Annotated in this window: 16 protein-coding genes and 1 pseudogene; 10 read left to right on the plus strand and 7 right to left on the minus strand. The window is 64.8% G+C overall.

Features of this window, described 5'->3' with window-relative positions; translation table 11 throughout:
• Positions 1 to 84: 84 nt before the first annotated feature.
• Entirely contained in the window at positions 85 to 1,053 is a 969-nt protein-coding gene (locus tag ACODSP_RS16255; RefSeq protein WP_488966609.1) for a patatin-like phospholipase family protein, read from the minus strand.
• Between the two features lie 108 nt (positions 1,054 to 1,161).
• On the opposite strand from ACODSP_RS16255, the gene ACODSP_RS16260 reads away from it, so the two are divergent.
• The 7 genes from ACODSP_RS16260 (at position 1,162) to ACODSP_RS16290 (ending at position 7,061) form a co-directional block, all read left to right on the plus strand.
• The gene (locus ACODSP_RS16260; RefSeq protein ID WP_488966610.1) at positions 1,162 to 2,043 is read left to right on the plus strand and encodes a sterol desaturase family protein; all 882 of its coding nucleotides are present in this window, start codon (positions 1,162 to 1,164) and stop codon (positions 2,041 to 2,043) included.
• Positions 2,044 to 2,136: 93 nt separating this feature from the next.
• Positions 2,137 to 3,480 (plus strand): UDP-glucose dehydrogenase family protein, encoded by a 1,344-nt coding sequence (locus ACODSP_RS16265; protein WP_488966611.1) that lies wholly within the window; start codon positions 2,137 to 2,139, stop codon positions 3,478 to 3,480.
• Between the two features lie 51 nt (positions 3,481 to 3,531).
• Entirely contained in the window at positions 3,532 to 3,810 is a 279-nt protein-coding gene (locus ACODSP_RS16270) for a type II toxin-antitoxin system RelE/ParE family toxin (RefSeq protein WP_488966612.1), read from the plus strand.
• A complete protein-coding gene (locus ACODSP_RS16275; protein ID WP_488966613.1) occupies positions 3,785 to 4,102 on the plus strand; it encodes a HigA family addiction module antitoxin in 318 nt (105 codons plus the stop codon). Before ACODSP_RS16270 ends, ACODSP_RS16275 begins: the two co-directional genes overlap by 26 nt.
• A gap of 150 nt (positions 4,103 to 4,252) precedes the next feature.
• Positions 4,253 to 5,647, plus strand: coding sequence for a phosphoglucomutase/phosphomannomutase PgmG (gene pgmG, locus ACODSP_RS16280; RefSeq protein ID WP_488966614.1), 1,395 nt, complete (start codon positions 4,253 to 4,255; stop codon positions 5,645 to 5,647).
• Positions 5,648 to 5,805: 158 nt separating this feature from the next.
• On the plus strand, positions 5,806 to 6,630 hold the full coding sequence (locus ACODSP_RS16285) for a helix-turn-helix domain-containing protein (protein WP_488966615.1): 825 nt from the start codon (positions 5,806 to 5,808) through the stop codon (positions 6,628 to 6,630).
• 20 nt (positions 6,631 to 6,650) lie between these two features.
• On the plus strand, positions 6,651 to 7,061 hold the full coding sequence (locus ACODSP_RS16290) for a DUF2000 family protein (protein ID WP_488966616.1): 411 nt from the start codon (positions 6,651 to 6,653) through the stop codon (positions 7,059 to 7,061).
• 4 nt (positions 7,062 to 7,065) lie between these two features.
• On the opposite strand, the pseudogene malQ reads toward ACODSP_RS16290, so the two are convergent.
• A pseudogene (gene malQ, locus ACODSP_RS16295) lies at positions 7,066 to 8,586 on the minus strand (4-alpha-glucanotransferase); the annotation flags it as partial.
• A gap of 163 nt (positions 8,587 to 8,749) precedes the next feature.
• On the opposite strand from malQ, the gene ACODSP_RS16300 reads away from it, so the two are divergent.
• Together ACODSP_RS16300 and ACODSP_RS16305 are read left to right on the plus strand one after the other, a co-directional pair.
• A complete protein-coding gene (locus ACODSP_RS16300) occupies positions 8,750 to 11,953 on the plus strand; it encodes a glycoside hydrolase family 15 protein (protein ID WP_488966617.1) in 3,204 nt (1,067 codons plus the stop codon).
• Between the two features lie 246 nt (positions 11,954 to 12,199).
• Complete coding sequence (locus tag ACODSP_RS16305) at positions 12,200 to 12,811, plus strand: GNAT family N-acetyltransferase (RefSeq protein ID WP_488966618.1); 612 nt, start codon at positions 12,200 to 12,202, stop codon at positions 12,809 to 12,811.
• Positions 12,812 to 12,881: 70 nt separating this feature from the next.
• Here ACODSP_RS16305 and ACODSP_RS16310 read toward each other — a convergent pair whose 3' ends face one another.
• The 3 genes from ACODSP_RS16310 to ACODSP_RS16320 form a co-directional block, all read right to left on the minus strand.
• Positions 12,882 to 13,679: a lysophospholipid acyltransferase family protein gene (locus ACODSP_RS16310; protein ID WP_488966619.1), complete on the minus strand. Its 798-nt coding sequence runs from the start codon at positions 13,677 to 13,679 to the stop codon at positions 12,882 to 12,884.
• 30 nt (positions 13,680 to 13,709) lie between these two features.
• Positions 13,710 to 14,528 (minus strand): GNAT family N-acetyltransferase, encoded by an 819-nt coding sequence (locus ACODSP_RS16315; RefSeq protein ID WP_054165776.1) that lies wholly within the window; start codon positions 14,526 to 14,528, stop codon positions 13,710 to 13,712.
• Positions 14,529 to 14,885: 357 nt separating this feature from the next.
• Positions 14,886 to 15,308, minus strand: a complete 423-nt coding sequence (locus tag ACODSP_RS16320) for a Ros/MucR family transcriptional regulator (protein WP_488966620.1) — start codon at positions 15,306 to 15,308, stop codon at positions 14,886 to 14,888.
• 55 nt (positions 15,309 to 15,363) lie between these two features.
• Here ACODSP_RS16320 and ACODSP_RS16325 point away from each other — a divergent pair, with 55 nt between their 5' ends.
• Positions 15,364 to 15,654, plus strand: coding sequence for a sulfurtransferase TusA family protein (locus ACODSP_RS16325; RefSeq protein WP_082371901.1), 291 nt, complete (start codon positions 15,364 to 15,366; stop codon positions 15,652 to 15,654).
• Between the two features lie 10 nt (positions 15,655 to 15,664).
• On the opposite strand, the gene ACODSP_RS16330 is transcribed toward ACODSP_RS16325, so the two are convergent.
• Positions 15,665 to 16,138: a GNAT family N-acetyltransferase gene (locus ACODSP_RS16330; protein WP_488966621.1), complete on the minus strand. Its 474-nt coding sequence runs from the start codon at positions 16,136 to 16,138 to the stop codon at positions 15,665 to 15,667.
• Positions 16,139 to 16,141: 3 nt separating this feature from the next.
• Positions 16,142 to 16,834 (minus strand): tRNA (adenosine(37)-N6)-threonylcarbamoyltransferase complex dimerization subunit type 1 TsaB, encoded by a 693-nt coding sequence (gene tsaB / locus ACODSP_RS16335; protein ID WP_488966622.1) that lies wholly within the window; start codon positions 16,832 to 16,834, stop codon positions 16,142 to 16,144.
• Between the last annotated feature and the right edge of the window lie 45 nt (positions 16,835 to 16,879).

The raw sequence follows: 16,879 nt of genomic DNA on the forward strand, positions 1-16,879 counted from the left end.
CTTCAGGCTGGGGGCGATGCGTGGAACCCTACCGCCGCTTGCCCCCGCCCGCTCGACCGATCTTGCTCTTTTGCGAAGGGGGTGTCACCGCACCATGGCCAGTTCCACCGCCGGGCGCATGGCGATGGCGGCGGTGTAGCCCAGTTGGATCAGTTCTTCGGCCCGCTCAAACTCCAGGATGCCGATATGGCCGATGCGCGGTGTGATCAGCACGTCTGGCGGCTCACCGGCCAGACGGGAGCGGGTGATGCGGTCCTGCATGATGTCCACTGAACTGGCCATCACCTCCAGGATGCCGGGGGCGGGCGGGCGCGGCGGCTTGACGAATCGGGCCTGGAACTGCTGGCGCGCATTCTCGCTCACCTCGTTCAGCTTGGCCGCAAGTTTGGCCAGCGGCTTTGGCACGGGGCGGGCGGGCATTTCGGCGTCGGCCGTGCCCTCGATCGGGTGTTCGGGCAGGGAGACATTGACGGGGCCCAGCTGCGCCTTGGACAGGCGGGGCATCTGTGACAGGTCGCCATTCAGGTTGATGGCGATCACCACCTCCGCCCCCAGCGCGCGGCAGAGCGAGACAGGAACCGGGTTCACCAGGGCGCCATCGGCCAGCCACATGTTCTGGTGCGGCACCGCCGGGAACATGCCGGGAATGGCGGCAGAGGCGCGGACGACATCCAGCAGGTGCCCCTCGCGCAGCCAGACCTCCTTGCCGGTCGACAGATCGGTCGCGACGGCGGCAAAGGGGATGGGCAGCGACTCGATGGCAATGTCGGTATGTTCGTTGCGGAACCGTTCATACGCCTTTTCCACGCTGACCAGGCCGCCGCGCGACAGGGTGAGGTCCAGCAGCTTGATCGTGTCCAGCATGCCGAATCCCATGGCAAACTGTTTCAGTTCCTCCAGCTGATCCGTCAGATAGGCGGCCCCGACCAGGGCGCCCACGGAGGTGCCGGCGATGACGTCGGGTTTCAGCCCGAATTCCGTCAGGGCACGCAGCACACCCACATGCGCCCAGCCGCGCGCCGCCCCGCTGCCCAATGCCAGACCGATCTTCATGCTGTTTGTCCGTTTCCGCTGTCTTTATCGTCTGCGACCGCGCGGAACCTTGCGCGAACGGGGGCTTGGGGGCAATACATCCAAGGTAATCTACCCAAAGGAAGATCGATGCGCGCCGTTATCGCCCATCTGTTATGGCCGTTGCTGGTCGCGGTCTGTATCGCCGGTTACTGGTATGGCGGGCAGGTGGGGCACCCCGTCCTGGCTTTCAACATCACCTATTTCGGGCTGGCGGTGACGCTGCTGATCCTGGAACGCGTCATGCCCTATGAACAGGCATGGATGAAAAGCGACGGGCAGCTGCTCAACGATATCGCGCATACGGTGCTGAACAAGGGGTTGGGGCAGGTGATCGCGGCGTCGGTCGCCATGCTGGGCCTGGCCGAGGCGGGGCCGAATGCTGCGTCGGGTTTCTGGCCCGGCGACTGGCCGCTCGGGTACCAAGTCCTGCTGGCCATGATCCTGGGTGAATTCGGCCTGTACTGGGCGCACCGTACATCCCATGAATTCCGCGCCATCTGGCACTGGCATGCCATCCATCACAGCGTCACCAAGCTGTGGATCGTCAATACGGGCCGATTCCATTTCCTGGACAGTATCTGGAAGACGGCCTTCGCGCTGACCATCGCCGCGCTGGCGGGGGCGCCCAAGGATGTGATCGTCTGGGTGCTGGCCATCACCACCTATATCGGCTTCCTGACCCACTGCAATGTCGACATGCGCTGTGGTCCGCTGAACTGGATATTCTCCACGCCGGAACTGCACCGCTGGCACCATAACCGCGATCCCGTTGAGGGCAACGTGAACTATGGGGAAAATTTCATCCTGTGGGACGTGGTGTTCGGCACCCGCCACCTGCCGTCCGACCGCAAGCCGCCGGTCAATATCGGCTGCAAGGATGCTGTGCCCGACAGCTTCCTGGGTCAGCTGGCCTATCCGTTCCAGGCCTGGGCACGGCGCGACTTCTATAACAAGAAGAAGGCCGCGTAACAGGAACGCCGCGCAACTGTCACAAGGGCGCAAGACCTCGGGCGATGGTTTGTGCTATGGCGTGAAAATGTTCTTTTCCAAGGGGGATTTCCGATGCGCATCGCCGTCATCGGCACCGGCTATGTCGGTCTGGTCTCTGGTGCCTGCTTTTCCGAATTCGGGGTGGAGACGATCTGCGTCGATAAGGATCAGGGCAAGATCGACCGGCTGCTGAAGGGGGAGATCCCGATCTATGAGCCGGGGCTGGAGGCGCTGGTGGAGAAGAACGCCAAGGCCGGGCGCCTGTCGTTTACCACCGACCTGCCGACCGCCGTGGCCGGGGCCGATGCGGTGTTCATCGCGGTGGGCACGCCGTCCCGGCGCGGCGATGGCCATGCCGACCTGTCCTATGTCTATGCGGCGGCAGCGGAGATTGCGGCGGCACTGGACCCTGACGACTATACTGTCATCGTGACCAAGAGCACGGTGCCCGTGGGCACGGGGCGCGAGGTGGCGCGCATCATCCGCAAGACCCGGCCAGAGGCGGATTTCGACGTGGCGTCGAACCCGGAATTCCTGCGCGAAGGCTCGGCCATCGAGGATTTCATGCGCCCCGACCGCGTGGTGATCGGCACCGACAGCGACCGCGCGCGGCAGGTGATGCGGGCGCTGTACCGCCCGCTGTTTCTGATCGAGACGCCGATGGTCTTCACCAGCCTGGAGACGTCGGAGCTGATCAAATACGCCGCCAACACCTTCCTGGCCGCCAAGATCACCTTCATCAACGAGGTGGCGGATCTGTGCGAGAAGGTGGGGGCCGATGTGCATGATGTGGCCAAGGGCATCGGCCTGGATAACCGCATCGGAAAGAAGTTCCTGCATCCCGGCCCCGGCTATGGCGGGTCCTGCTTCCCCAAGGACACGCTGGCCCTGGTGAAGACGGCGCAGGATTATGGCAGCCCGCTGCGCATCATCGAAACCGTCGTGGACATCAACGACAAGCGCAAGAAGGCCATGGCGACCCGTGTGATCGCCGCCTGCGGCGGGTCGGTGGCGGGCAAGCGCATCGGCGTGCTGGGTGTCACCTTCAAGCCCAACACCGATGACATGCGCGACGCCCCGTCGCTGGATATTGTTCCGGCTCTACAGGAAGCCGGCGCCATCGTCGCCGCCTATGACCCGGCGGGTCGGCATGAGGCGGAGAAGATGCTGCCCGGCGTGGAATGGGCGGACGATGCCTATGGCGCGCTGAACGGGGCCGATTGCGCCCTGGTCCTGACGGAGTGGAACGAATTCCGCATGCTGAACCTGTCCCGCATCTGCAAGGCGATGAAGGAGCCTGTGCTGGTCGACCTGCGCAACATCTTCAATCCCGAAGACGCGGAGATGGCCGGCCTCGCCTATCACTGCGTCGGCCGGTCGGGGCGGGTGAAGAAGGGGCGGGGTGAGGTTCATTGAGGGTGGCGGGCTTCCGCTTGACGGATACCGTTTGGCGTATAATTATGAGCCATGATCAAGTCCGCCGCTGACAAGCGTACCGCGCAGTTCCTGCAAGGCCAGCGTGTCCCGGCCTTTCAGGGATTTGAGCGTCAGGCACAGCGGCGGGTCGCTATCCTTAACGAAGCGACCTGTATTGAGGACCTGATGCATCTTCCGTCCAACCGGTTTGAAGCCTTGGGCGGTGACCGCAAGGGGCAGTTCAGTATCCGTATCAACGAGCAATGGCGGATATGCTTCACCTTTGAGAACGGGGACGCCCACGATGTCGCAATCGTCGATTACCATTGAGGCGGTTCGGCTGCCTGCCATTCACCCTGGTGAGATTCTGGCCGGAGAGCTGGAAGAGATCGGGGTTTCTGTCGCAGCACTTTCCCGTGCGATCGACGTACCGCAAAGCCGTATGTCGGAAATCATCCATGGTCGCCGTGCATTGACTGCCGATACGGCATTGCGGCTGGGCCGATATTTCGGCAACAGCGCGCGGTTCTGGATGAACCTGCAAGCGGCCTACGATCTGGCTGCGGCAGAGGCCGCGAATGGGGAGCGCATCGCGTCCGTGGTGCGTCCGCATGCGGCCTGACGCGGCTTGTAACGCCCCTAGGCCCACTACCTCCAACGCCCTGAAACAATCCCACCTTTTGGGCTGTTGAACAGGCTGGCGGGCGGTCGCGGCTTGTGCTTTGCTGCCGCCATAAACTTTTTAACCAACCTCTGTTCAGGTGACGGAAACATGACCCTGGCGCACAATTTCCATCCCACGGTCCTGCGCGAATACGATATCCGCGGCATCATCGGCAAGACGCTGACGACCGACGATGCCCGCGCCATTGGCCGGGGCTTCGGCACCATGGTGGTGCGTGGGGGCGGTAAGAAGGTTGCCATCGGCTATGATGGCCGCCTGTCCTCCCCGGACCTGGAAGCCGCCGCCGTGGAAGGGTTGAAGTCTGTCGGCTTGCATGTGGTGCGCATCGGCCTGGGCCCCACGCCCATGCTGTATTTCACGGCGCGCCACCTGAAGCTGGATGCCGGGATGATGATCACCGGCTCCCACAATCCGCCGGATTATAACGGCTTCAAGATGATGATCGGCAAGGCGCCGTTCTTCGGCAGCCAGATCCTGGAGATCGGCAAGATCGCCGCCGCCGGCGATTTCGAAGCCGGCGAAGGGTCGGAAGAGACGATCGACATCCAGGACGCCTATGTCGACCGCCTGGTGGCCGATTATGACGGTAGCCGCGACCTGAACGTTGTCTGGGACAATGGCAATGGCGCTGCCGGTGAAATCCTGCGTCGTCTGGTCAAGAAGCTGCCGGGCAAGCACACGCTGCTGTTCGACCAGATCGATGGCACCTTCCCCAACCACCATCCCGATCCGACCATTCCGGAGAATCTGGAAGACATCCTCCACAAGGTCGCCGAGACCAAGGCCGACCTGGGCATCGCGTTCGACGGCGACGCCGACCGTATCGGTGCCGTGGATGAAAAGGGCCGCATCGTCTGGGGTGACCAGCTGGTGGCCATCTATTCCAAGGATGTGCTGGCCAACCATCCCGGCGCCACCATCATCGCCGATGTGAAGGCCAGCCAGAGCCTGTTCGACCAGATCGCCAAGCTGGGCGGCAAGCCGCTGATGTGGAAGACCGGCCACTCGCTGTTGAAGGCCAAGATGGCCGAAACCAACAGCCCGCTGGCCGGTGAGATGTCGGGCCATATCTTCTTTGCCGACAAGTATTACGGCTTCGACGACGCGCTTTATTGTGGCGTTCGCCTGCTGGGCATCGTGTCGCGGATGGCCGCCCTGTCGGTCCTGCGCGATGAGCTGCCGGACATGCTGAACACCCCGGAAATCCGTTTCCAGGTGAATGAGGAACGCAAGTTCGCCGCCGTGGACGAGATCAAGGCCCGCGTGAAGGCGGAAGAAGCCGCCGGCGGGGCCGAGGTCAATGACATTGACGGCGTGCGTGTGAAGAGTGCCGATGGCTGGTGGCTGCTGCGGGCGTCCAACACCCAGGACGTGCTGGTGGCCCGCGCCGAAGCGTTCAGCCCCGAAGGGCTGGAGCGTCTGAAGGGCGCCATCAGGGACAATCTGGCCAAGAGCGGCATCGCCGCCCCGGCCGATTTCTGATGTGACGGCGGCGGGGGATGAACATCTTGTCCCCCGCCTCTCCCGTAGGTCAGGTCGAGGGCGAAGCCCGAGCCCTGACAAGCGACGGTGCCCGCGAATGTCAGGGCTCGCCTGCGGCTCGACCTGACCTACGGCAACAAACCGGAGATTGGGCGCAGTTGCGGCGCGATGGGGAGACGGGCATCGAGAGCATCCGCGCCCATTTCACGGGCCATGCCTATGACATGCATGACCATGACGAACTGCTGCTGGGCGTTACCGAACAGGGCGTGCAGTCGTTTCGCTGTGGCCGGCAGCAGGTGGTCAGCGTTCCGGGCCGCGCCATCCTGATCGAACCCGGTCAGCCGCATGACGGGCACAGTCCCGATCCGGCGGGCTTCACCTATCAGATGCTGCATCTGCCCCTGTCCTGGGTGCGGGAGCGGCGCGACCATGCTGCCTGGCCGCTGGCCCCGCTGGGGTTCCGACAGACGCTGTGGGAGGATGCGGGCCTGTGCCGGGACATTGCCCAGGCGTTCCGCGCCCTGCATGGGCGGGAGGGGCGTCTGGCCCGCGATCTGGCGCTGGACCGGCTGCTGGGCCGGCTATGGCAGCCCGATCTGTGGCGGACCGAACCCATCCTGCACCGCCCGCACCGGGCCGCCGCCCGGGCGCGCGACGCCCTGCACGACCATATGGAAACGGATATCGGTCTGGCCGAGCTGGCGGATATGGCCGGGACGGACCGGTTCCGTCTGAACCGGCAGTTCCGGGAGGCGTATGGACGCTCCCCCCATGCCTATCTTGTGCAACTACGGCTGAAGCGGGCCAAGGCGCTGCTGGCGGCGGGAGAGGCGCCGGCAGACGTGGCGGCCAGCGTCGGGTTCGCGGATCAAAGCCATCTGGGCCGCTGGTTCCGCCGCGCCTATGGCACCACGCCCGCCGCCTATCGCCAGATCTGCACAAATGTTCCAGACGGGCCGGGGGCAGCGTCGGCATCCTGAACCTCCATCACGGGAGGGATATGATGTTTGATACCAAGGTCGCCCTGATCATCCGCGACGATCTTCTGCCCTGGCAGCGGCTGAACGTGGCCGCCTTTCTGGCCACCGGTATCGCCGCCGGCGCGCCGGACGCGCTGGGCGAGCCCTATCTAGATGCGCAAGGGATGGCGTTCGGGCGCATGCTGGGCCAGCCCATCCTGGTGTTCCAGGCGGGCAAGGATGGTTTGGAGCAGGCGGCACGCGTGGCGCGGGAACGCGGGCTGCTGACCATCCCCTATGTCGCCGGCATGTTCCGCACCGGCAATGACGCCGATAACCGCGCCTGCTTCCAGGCGGAGGACCCGGTCGCCCCGGATTGGGTCGGCATCGGCCTGCGCGGGCCGAAAAAGGGCGTGGAGAAGGCGACCAAGGGGTTGTCGTTGCATCCGTAGGCGTTTACGCCGAAAGCCGCCCCGCCGCCGCCGTCAGGTCGCGCAGGCGGTCGGCATGATCCTCGCGCCATTGCCCTTCCTTGAGGCGCCAGCCCCAGTTGCCGTCGGGCAGGCCGGGGACGTTCATGCGGCCTTCAGTGCCCAGGCCCAGGACATCCTGCACGGGCGTGATGACCAGTTCGGAATTCACACCCAGCGCGAAGCGGATGAAGTCCCAGTGCAGTTCCCGCCCGTCGGTATTCAGGTAGGAGCGGATGCGCTGCCCCAGCTCCCCGTCAAGCCCACCGCGCGAGGCGACCCAGCCCAGGATCGTGTCATTGTCATGGGTGCCCGTGTAGAACACGGAATGCGCGGCATAGCGGTTGGGGTCGTAGTTCCAGGGTTCGAAATGGTCGCCCCATTCAAACGGCAGGACGCGCATGCCGGGGAAGCCGAAATGGTCGCGCAGCCGTTCCACCTCCGGCGTGATGACGCCCAGGTCTTCGGCGATGATGGGCAGTTCCCCGAACCGGTCCTTCAGCGACTGGAACAGCTCATAGCCTGGGGCGGGGACCCAGCGGCCATGGATGGCCGTCTCCTCATGTGCCGGGATTTCCCAATAGGCCTCGAACCCCCGGAAATGGTCGATGCGGACCATGTCGACGGTTTCCAGCGTCTTGGCGATGCGCCGGTGCCACCAGGAGAAACCCTCGGCCCGGTGTGCGTCCCAGCGGTAGAGCGGGTTGCCCCAGCGCTGCCCGGTGGCGCTGAAATAATCGGGCGGCACGCCGGCCACAATGGTGGGGCGGCCCGACCCGTCCAGTTCGAACAGGTCGCGGCGTGACCAGACATCGGCGCTGTCCCCCGCCACGAAGATGGGGATGTCGCCCATGATGCGGATGCCGCGCGCATTGGCATCCTTTTTCAGCGTCATCCACTGCCGGAAGAACAGGAACTGCTGCACCTTGATCTTCTTGATCTCGAACGACAGCGTGTGCCGCGCCTCCCCGATGCCGATCGGGTCGCGGCTGGCATAAAGCGCGTTCCAGTCCAGCCAGGCGGCACCGCTATGCTTTGCCTTCAACACGGTGTAGAGCGCGTAATCATCCAGCCATTCTGCGTCGTTGCGCGCCCGGAACAGCTCGAAATCGCCCCATTCCTCGTCATCGCTGCTGCGCTTCAGGAAGGTGCCGGCCACGATGTCCAAGGCCGCCAGCTTGGCCGCCGCCACCCCGTCATAATCCACCCGCTCCGCCTCGTTTCCCGGCAGTCCCGCCAGGATGGAGGCATCCGCAAAACCGTCGGCCACCAGATCATCAAAGCTGATCAGCAACGGGTTGCCGGCAAAGCTGGACAGGGCCGAATAGGGGCTGTTGCCCAGGCTGGTCGGGGCCAGGGGCAGTATCTGCCAGATGCTTTGTCCGGCGGTCTGCATGTCGGCCAGAAAGGCGCGGGCGGCAGGCCCCATATCACCGATGCCATGCCCGCCGGGCAGCGAGGTCGGGTGCAGGAGAAGGCCGCTGGCGCGCTGAATATTCATGATCGGGCGGGTCTTTCCTGTGGGGCCGGGGGCTGGCTCGTGATCCTATCATCCCGACCCATCCTGCCCATGATTTCGTATGCCATGCTGCATTGCAACAGTTGCGCGGACGTGTAACGCTGTTACTCTCAATGGGTATGCATGCAGTATGTTCGTTACGGGGTGCCAGATGCCGGAATCGCCGTTGCCACGCGGAGTGGCCAAGCAGGGCGGGCAGGCGGTGAAGACCGCGCTGGACCGGTTGTTCGACCATGTGAACCGGGTGATCCTGTCGCGCCAGCATCCGATCACGGGCCTGCTGCCGGCCAGCACGGCGGTTACGGTGCATGGCAATTACACCCATGCCTGGGTGCGCGATAACGTCTATTCGATCATCGGTCCCTGGGCCCTGTCGCTGGCCTATCGCCGCCGTGGCGACAGCACGGCCCGCGCCCGCCTGCTGGAACAAGGTGTGGTCAAGACCATGCGCGGCCTGTTGCAGGCCATGATGCGCCAGGCGGCCAAGGTGGAGCGGTTCAAGCATACCCAGGCCCCGCTGGACAGCCTGCACGCCATCTATTCGGCCAGCACGGGTGAGGCGGTGGCCGCCGATGATGGCTGGGGCCATCTCCAGATCGATGCCACCTCGCTGTTCCTGCTGATGCTGGCGCAGATGACGCGGTCGGGCATGTCCGTCATCTACACGATGGACGAGGTCTCCTTCGTGCAGAATCTGGTCCATTATATCGGCCCCGCCTACCGCATCGCCGATTTCGGCATCTGGGAGCGGGGGCGCAAGATCAATGATGGGGCCGTGGAACTGAACGCCAGTTCCATCGGCATGGCCAAGGCCGCCATGGAGGCGATGCAGGGCCTGGACCTGCTGGGCGAGGATGGGGGCCGGGTGGCCGTTATCCATGCCGTGCCGGATGAGATTGCGCGGGCGCGGGCCACCGTGGAGGCGCTGCTGCCGCGCGAATCCGGGTCGAAGGAGGTGGATGCCGCCACGCTGGGCATCATCGGCTGGCCTGCCTTCGCCGTGGATGCCCCCGATCTGGTGGAGCGGACGCGCAACGAGATCCTGACCAAGCTGGGTGGTCCCTATGGCTGCAAGCGCTTCCTGACCGACGGGCACCAGACGGTGCTGGAGGATCATTCCCGCCTGCATTACGAGGCGGGCGAGTTGGAGCGGTTTCGCGGCATCGAAAGCGAATGGCCGCTTTTCTACACCTATTTCTACGTCACGGCCCTGCTGACGGGGGATGCCCGCGACGCCGCCCATTGGCGGGAAAAGCTGGAAAGCCTGTTGGTCGAACGTGGCGGCGACGCCCTGCTGCCGGAACTGTTCATCGTCCCGGAAGAGGCGGTGGAGGCCGAACGCGCCCATCCCGGCAGCCAGACCCGTGTGCCGAACGAGAATGTGCCGCTGCTGTGGGCGCAGAGCCTGTTCATCATGGGCCTGCTTATCGATGAGGGGTTCCTGGCACCGGGCGATGTCGACCCGCTGAACCGCCGTGCCAAGCTGAAGCCCAAGCCGCCGGTGCCGCTGCGTCTGGTGGTTCTGGCCGAGGATGATAAGGTCCGCGCCCAGTTGAAGGAACAGGGTGTCAGCTGCCAGACGCTGGCCCAGGCCGGCGGGTCCATCAATATCTGCCATGTCGATGTACTGGTTGGCGCGCTGGCCGAACTGGGCCGGTGTGAGGTGCTGGGCCTGTCTGGGCGACCGCCGCGCCGGCTGGGCACGCTGATCACCGCCTGCGGCTTCCGCTTTGCGGGACAGCCAGCGGTGATCGTGCCCACCTTCGTCGATGAACAGGACGGGTTCTACTTCACTTATGACCACCGGTTCCTGGTCGATCGGCTGCTGTCTGAAATCGCCTATATCAACCGCACCTGGACCTTTACCAAGCCGCCGCTGCTGGTTTTCCCCGTGTCCAAGGGCATGGCGGCGGGCGAAGGCTTCGCGGAACTGGCGAGGACCTTGGCCGACCTCGTGTCGGGCCGTGTACCCGATCTGTGCGTGCGGGGCAGCGACCTGATCGATGCCTATGGTGGGGCGCGCATTGTCGGCTTTGACCAGATCGCGCCATCCTGTCCCGTCACGGCCCGGCCCGTGCGCGCCTGGGCCGGCGATGATGCCTATGATTTCAAGGCGCCGCCGCCGGGCGGGGAGGATCGCCGCTGGATTGAGGAGGGGGACACGCCCTGGCTGGCCAAGTCGCTGGAGGGGGAACGCCGCGCCGACTGGCACCTGCTGATGCTGACCTTGCTGTGGCAGCGGCAGGGACGGGATTTCGTGACGGAGGGTGGCGCACCCCTGTGGCAGCGGGCTGAGGACCTGTACCGCGCCGCCGGCCATGCCGGACGCTGGGATATCGTGCGGCCCCTGGCCCATCTGCTGAACCGCCATGACGAGCGGCTGCAGGATGCGGTGAAGGAGATCGTGGTCCGGCAGAAGCATGTGATCCTGGGGGCCAGTACCGTTGACCGCCCGCTGGCCAATGCCGACATTTCGGCCCGGTTGGCCACCATCGGCGGCGATCCGGCCACCCTGATGCTGCGCGAGGAGATGCTGCTGTTCAGCGGCACCCTGATCAAGGCCAGCCCGGACCTGTTTCGCTATACCCTGTCGCTGCGTCCCGCCGACCTTCTGGGCCTGCTGGTGCGTAGCGTGGCGCGGCAGTGCGGCCTGTCGGATGCGGCGGGTCTGGAGGTGCTGAAGGGCGAGGGACCGCACGCCATCCTGACGCGCCTGCGTCGCCTGATCTCCCGCTGCCCCGGCATGACGGGGGATTTCTGCCTGCCCGTGCTGTCGCGCGGCAGTGCCGTGGATCAGCCGGAATTTGCCATGGAGGGCGATTACTGGACGGCGACCGTGCTGACCGGCGGTGACTGGTGGGGCTGGCGTGATACAGCGGGTACGCTGCTGCCGGTGCCGGACGCGTTCTTTCAGCGGGTCTGGGGGGTTCTGCGCCATGGCGACGGCGTGATCATCGCCGATCCCAGCCACCAGGAAATGCGCCTGGACAGCGCCACCCTGCGCGCCGACCGCACGCCTGGCGAACGCGATTTCGCGCGCGAGGTGGAGGCGCGGCTGGACCGGATCATGAACCCGGAATACCGGCAATTGACGGTGGAGGCGCTGTGGGCCGTGTCGGAGATGCTGTCGGTGCACAGCAATGTGCGCCTGCCGGGCCTGATCTCCACCGACCGCATCATCGCCACCGCCGTGGAACGCCACTGGCGCCTGGCTCATCCGGGCCAGGGAGAGGTCGATCAGGCCGCGGCCTGGAAGGGCTTCTACAACCTGTCGCCCGTGAAGGCGGCGGAGCATCTGGCCATGGGTGCCCTGATCCTGGCCGGGCTGGCGGGGGCGGTGGCGGACGCGGCGTAGGAGACTAGCGTTGTTCCCTCACCCTCCCCCCGCTGACGCGGGCAGGCCCCTCCCTCTCCCACGTTCGTGGGCGAGGGACAAAATTTTAGCCCCTCGCCCGCTGGCGGGAGAGGGAGGGGCCCATCGGCGTCAGCCGATGGGAGGGTGAGGAGCGGCGGAATCTCGTCTCCCGGACAATGCCTTGATTGACCGCACGGGGGTGGTTTGGGGAAAGCTGTCGGCGGCTTTCCCCTGAACCGGTGCCCCATGTCCGACCGCCCTTATCCCGTCCATGATTTCAACCGTATCGACACAGCGCCCGTTACCCTGACGGGGACCGCCGCCCGGCTGGAGCCGCTGGGGGCGGAGCATCTGGATGCGCTGTGTGCGGTGGGGTTGGACGGGGATATCTTCCGCTGGTACCCGACCCCGGTGCGCAGCCGGGACGAGATGGCGGCCTGGATCGGGTTTGCGCTGGCCGAACAGCAGGCGGGCCGCATGCTGCCCTTCGTGACCATCGAACAGGCGACGGGCCGTATCGCCGGCTCCACCCGCTATCTGGCCATCGACAAGGCGAACCGGCATGTGGAGATCGGCTATACATGGCTGGGCAGGGAGTTTCAGCGATCAGGCGTGAACCGCGACGCCAAGCTCCTGATGCTGCGCCACGCGTTTGAGGTCTGGGGCTGTGTCCGCGTGGAATTCAAGACCGACAGCAACAATGTGCAGTCCCGCACCGCCCTGGCCGGCATTGGGGCCGTAGAGGAGGGGACGTTCCGCAACCATGTCGTCCGTGCCGACGGCAGCCTGCGCCACTCCGTCTATTTCTCGGTGACGGACCGGGAATGGTCGGACGTAAAGGGTCGTTTGGCGCATTGAGCGCCCGCGCGCCCATGCGCGCGCAAGCCAAGGGCGCGGATGCGCCCGCCCGGCGCTTGAGGTAACAATATTACGCCGCGCGGCCGGTAACGGCGCGTTCCACGCCCTGGGCCACCGATTGCCAGCAGATATCGGCCAGCGCCTTGCGGGTGCCGGCGGTATCCAGCGACTGTGCGGTGTGGAACTCCACGACGATGCGCAGGCGACCCGCGCGCACCATGCGCCACAAGTGCGGCGGCAGTTCCATGTCGCCATACCAGGCGTAAAGCTGCCGCCAGACATAGCCCAGCGGGATACCGTCCAGATGGGTGGCCGTCACGCTGACCGGCTGTACCGTCAGAGGCTTTTCGCCGATACGGGTGGAGGCGACGGCGAACAGGGCCGTCTTGAAGGGCAGGGTGCGGTTGCCGTCGCTGCTGGTCCCTTCCGGGAACAGGACAAGGCTGTCGCCCGCCTGCAAACGGCCCTGGATGCTGTCGCGCTGTTCATCGGCCTTGTGGCGCGCGTTGCGGTCCACAAAGACGGTGCGCTGCAAGCGGGCCAGCAGACCGAAGACCGGCCAGCCATTCACCTCCGACTTTGCGATGAAGCTGACGGGCATAACCGTGCTCAGCACCGGAATGTCGAGATAGGAGGAATGGTTGGCGATGAACAGGACAGGTCCGGCATTGCTGGCCGGCTGCCCCTTGACCACCACCTCGATGCCCAGGATGCGACAGCAGAGGCGGTGATAGAAACGCGGGAAGCGGGCGGCGGCCCCCTGTGGCGACAGGCGCAGCAGCACGACCTGCACCGGAATGCAGAGCAGCGTGAACAGCCCGTAGAGGGTGAGCCGCGTGAAACCCAGCAGGGTCGAGCCGATATCCATCCTGTCCGCCCGCCGCACCGGTTTCTGTGATCAGATCAGGGACGAGCCCCGGCGCTCATAATGGCGCAGGTACTTGTCGGTGATCAGGTCGGTCTTCACGACGATGGAGACGTCGGTGGTGTTGAACTGATGATCGACCACCGCCCCTTCACCGACGAAGCCGCCTACGCGCAGATAGCCCTTGATCAGGGCCGGCACCTCATTGATGCCGCGGCGCGGGTCGATCTCATGCTCTTCCATCATCGCCATTTCGACATAGCGGTGCGGCAGGGCCACCGGGCGCAGGGCCGGCGGGGCCAGATGATGGTAGTAGAGATAGGAGAGCGGCAAGGCCAGGGCCTTCGGGTCGGTGCCCGGCAGGCTGGCGCAGCCGAACATCAGCTTGATGTCGTAATGGGCCGAGTAGGCCGCGATCCCGCGCCACAGCAACTGCATCGTGCCCCGGCTGCGGTAATTCAGATCGACGCAGGAACGGCCCAGTTCCAGCACCTCTCCCGGATATTCCTCAATCCGGGAGATGTCATATTCATCGGACGAGTAGAAGGAGCCGGCGCGCGCCGCCGTGGCCCGGCGGATCAGGCGGTAGGTGCCGACAACCGCGTCGGTGCCATCGCCCAGGCTGCGGTCGATCACCAGCAGATGGTCGCACAGCGTGTCGAACATGTCGAAGTCGCGCCGCTGGGCCATCATCTCTGCCGTGGGCTTGGCCGCCATCTCCTCATAGAAGACGCGGAAGCGCAGGCGCTGGGCCGCAGTGACCTCGGCGGCGGTCTCCGCCAGACGGACCTCCAGATTGCCGGAACGAATTTCGCCGGAAATCAGGGCTTCGGTGGAAAAGATGTCAGCCATGCTCTCACATATTCTGGGTCGCCGGCATTTGTCGGCTGCGGCCGTTCCGGCCTCTGCTCCGTCTTTCACGAAGCATGGGTGCCACGGTCGCCGCCACACGCATTGGCATAACACGAAGCGACGCGGGCCGGTCAACCCACTGTGTCACAATGCAGGGGCCGATCACGAAAGTTTCATGCCCTTGTCCCGCAACTTTCAAAGATATAGCGGGATCGCGGGTAGGTTCGCCACGGTGCCATGCACAAATCACATTGGTTCGCGCACCAATATTGTCGTGCCGAAAGAGAAAGGGGCGACCCGCAGGCCGCCCCCTTGTACCGTCAGCATTTCCCGCGCAAGGCAGGAGCAAGCCGATCTCTACTCGTCGTCGCCGGCGCGGCGGGCGCGGGTGCCCAGACCGATCTGCTTGGCCAAACGCGAACGCTGCTTGGCATAGTTCGGTGCAACCATCGGATAGTCCGGCGGCAGGCCCCAACGCTCGCGGTATTCTTCCGGCGACATATTGTAGGCCGTCTTCAGATGGCGCTTCAGCATTTTCAGCTTCTTACCATCTTCAAGGCAGATAATATATTCAGGCGTGACGGACTTCTTGATGGCGACTGCCGGCTGCGGCTTCTCGCTCTGAACCACCGGCTCTGTGCCAATGTTGGCAAGGGCTCGGTAAACCTGATCAATCAAACCCGGAAGATCGTTGATCGCGACTGTATTGTTCGAGACATGGGCCGCGACGATTTCGGTCGTGAGAGACAAAAGTTCGGGCGAGGACGATGCGTTGGTCATGTATGATTGCTCCAACCAAGAAACTCGATCGTGATATAAGTCTTATCCCAACATCATGCAATATCGATTTGGTACGTCTTCAAAGGAATCGAGCATCGTGGAAAACATAGCAGACCAGTTTCTGGACATCACCTCGCTTGTCTGCCCTATGACATTCGTGCGTACGAAACTTGCCGTCGAACGGCTCAACTCGGGCCAAACCCTTGAAGTCCGTATGAATTATGGGGAACCTTCGCGAAATGTTCCGGCCAGTCTACGGGAACATGGCTACATCGTTGCCGACCTGCAACCGGAGAATCCCGCGAGTCCTGACGGGGTTCAGCGGCTTTTGGTCAAGAAGCCTTAACCAATACGGCTTAGGTCAGATCAGTCGCCATGACGTTTGCGTCAATTGACAGGCCCGCATGCTGATAATAACCGCGCCTGCGCCCGGCACTCGTGAAGCCCTGCGAAGCATAAAGTGACTGCGCCGCTGTATTTGTGACAGCAACTTCTAGGAAGACACGGGCGACGCCGTTTGCCCGCAGATGGGCTAGCCCATGGCGCAGCAGGGTGGCGCCATGGCCACGTCCGCGGGCGGCGGGATCGGTACCGATGGTCAGCAATTCCCCTTCATCCAGCACCTGCCGCCACAGCGACAGGGCGCAGGGTTCCCCATCCACCATCAGGATGAAACCCATGATGCCCGGCGTTGCCAGAAACCCGGCGAAGGCGGGGGCGTCCCAGGCGGGACCGGACAGGGCCGGGTTGGCGAAGGCCATTGCATGCAGCGTCGCCATGACATCGGCATGGGCGGGGGCGGCGGGAATGATCTCGACCATCGCCGCCATGGTTCAGCCTTGCTTCGGCAGGGTGACGTCGGGCGGGCGCAGATAGAAAGGATCGGCGATGCGAACCGCGATGCCGGCCCCATCCTGCATTGCCGCGATACGGGCGGTGGCCAGCGCCTCTGCGGCACCCGCCGTCTCGCGGATCACCACGGCACCGTTCCAGATCCCCAGCGCCTGTGCCGTGCGCGCGGCGGCATCGCCCACGATCAGCAGCGGACCCGCCGGCAGGTGGGCGGCGGCATAGGCGGGCAGGTCGGCGGGCAGCACATCCGCCGGTTCACTCAGGGGTGACAGGTCGGCGGTGAAGGGCTGCAGGAACAGGTCATCGCGCCGGCTTTCAATGGCGGCCAGCAGCGTGTGGCCGGCGCGGATATCGCCATCCAGGCCATGCACTGCCGCCTCCAGCGTCGTCACGCCCACCAGCGGGCAATTGGCGGCCAGGGCAAAGCCGCGCGCGGCGGCAAGTCCGACGCGCAGGCCCGTAAAGGTGCCGGGCCCCACCGTCACGCCGATGCGCGACAGGTCGGCAAAGCCGATCCCCGCTTCCGCCATGGTCTCCTGCACCATGGGCACCAGCTTTTCGGCGAGGCCGCGCTGCATCATCTCCGCCCGCACCGCCAGCATGCGGCCCGATGCGGCATCCCACAGGGCGACGGCGCAGGCGCTGGTCGCCGTATCCAGGCCAAGCGTGATCATGTTCTTCCGCTTCGCTTCATCTGTTCCCTCAAACGCCGGGCGCCG

This window comes from Niveispirillum sp. FG156 (genome assembly GCF_057809555.1).

Coding starts and splice junctions, on each gene's coding strand:
- ACODSP_RS16255 (WP_488966609.1), bottom strand. CDS start 1,053: ATGAAGATCGGTCTGGCATTGGGCAGCGGGGCGGCGCGCGGCTGGGCG.
- ACODSP_RS16260 (WP_488966610.1), top strand. CDS start 1,162: ATGCGCGCCGTTATCGCCCATCTGTTATGGCCGTTGCTGGTCGCGGTC.
- ACODSP_RS16265 (WP_488966611.1), top strand. CDS start 2,137: ATGCGCATCGCCGTCATCGGCACCGGCTATGTCGGTCTGGTCTCTGGT.
- ACODSP_RS16270 (WP_488966612.1), top strand. CDS start 3,532: ATGATCAAGTCCGCCGCTGACAAGCGTACCGCGCAGTTCCTGCAAGGC.
- ACODSP_RS16275 (WP_488966613.1), top strand. CDS start 3,785: ATGTCGCAATCGTCGATTACCATTGAGGCGGTTCGGCTGCCTGCCATT.
- pgmG (WP_488966614.1), top strand. CDS start 4,253: ATGACCCTGGCGCACAATTTCCATCCCACGGTCCTGCGCGAATACGAT.
- ACODSP_RS16290 (WP_488966616.1), top strand. CDS start 6,651: ATGATGTTTGATACCAAGGTCGCCCTGATCATCCGCGACGATCTTCTG.
- ACODSP_RS16300 (WP_488966617.1), top strand. CDS start 8,750: ATGCCGGAATCGCCGTTGCCACGCGGAGTGGCCAAGCAGGGCGGGCAG.
- ACODSP_RS16305 (WP_488966618.1), top strand. CDS start 12,200: ATGTCCGACCGCCCTTATCCCGTCCATGATTTCAACCGTATCGACACA.
- ACODSP_RS16310 (WP_488966619.1), bottom strand. CDS start 13,679: ATGGATATCGGCTCGACCCTGCTGGGTTTCACGCGGCTCACCCTCTAC.
- ACODSP_RS16315 (WP_054165776.1), bottom strand. CDS start 14,528: ATGGCTGACATCTTTTCCACCGAAGCCCTGATTTCCGGCGAAATTCGT.
- ACODSP_RS16320 (WP_488966620.1), bottom strand. CDS start 15,308: ATGACCAACGCATCGTCCTCGCCCGAACTTTTGTCTCTCACGACCGAA.
- ACODSP_RS16325 (WP_082371901.1), top strand. CDS start 15,364: ATGCAATATCGATTTGGTACGTCTTCAAAGGAATCGAGCATCGTGGAA.
- ACODSP_RS16330 (WP_488966621.1), bottom strand. CDS start 16,138: ATGGCGGCGATGGTCGAGATCATTCCCGCCGCCCCCGCCCATGCCGAT.
- tsaB (WP_488966622.1), bottom strand. CDS start 16,834: ATGATCACGCTTGGCCTGGATACGGCGACCAGCGCCTGCGCCGTCGCC.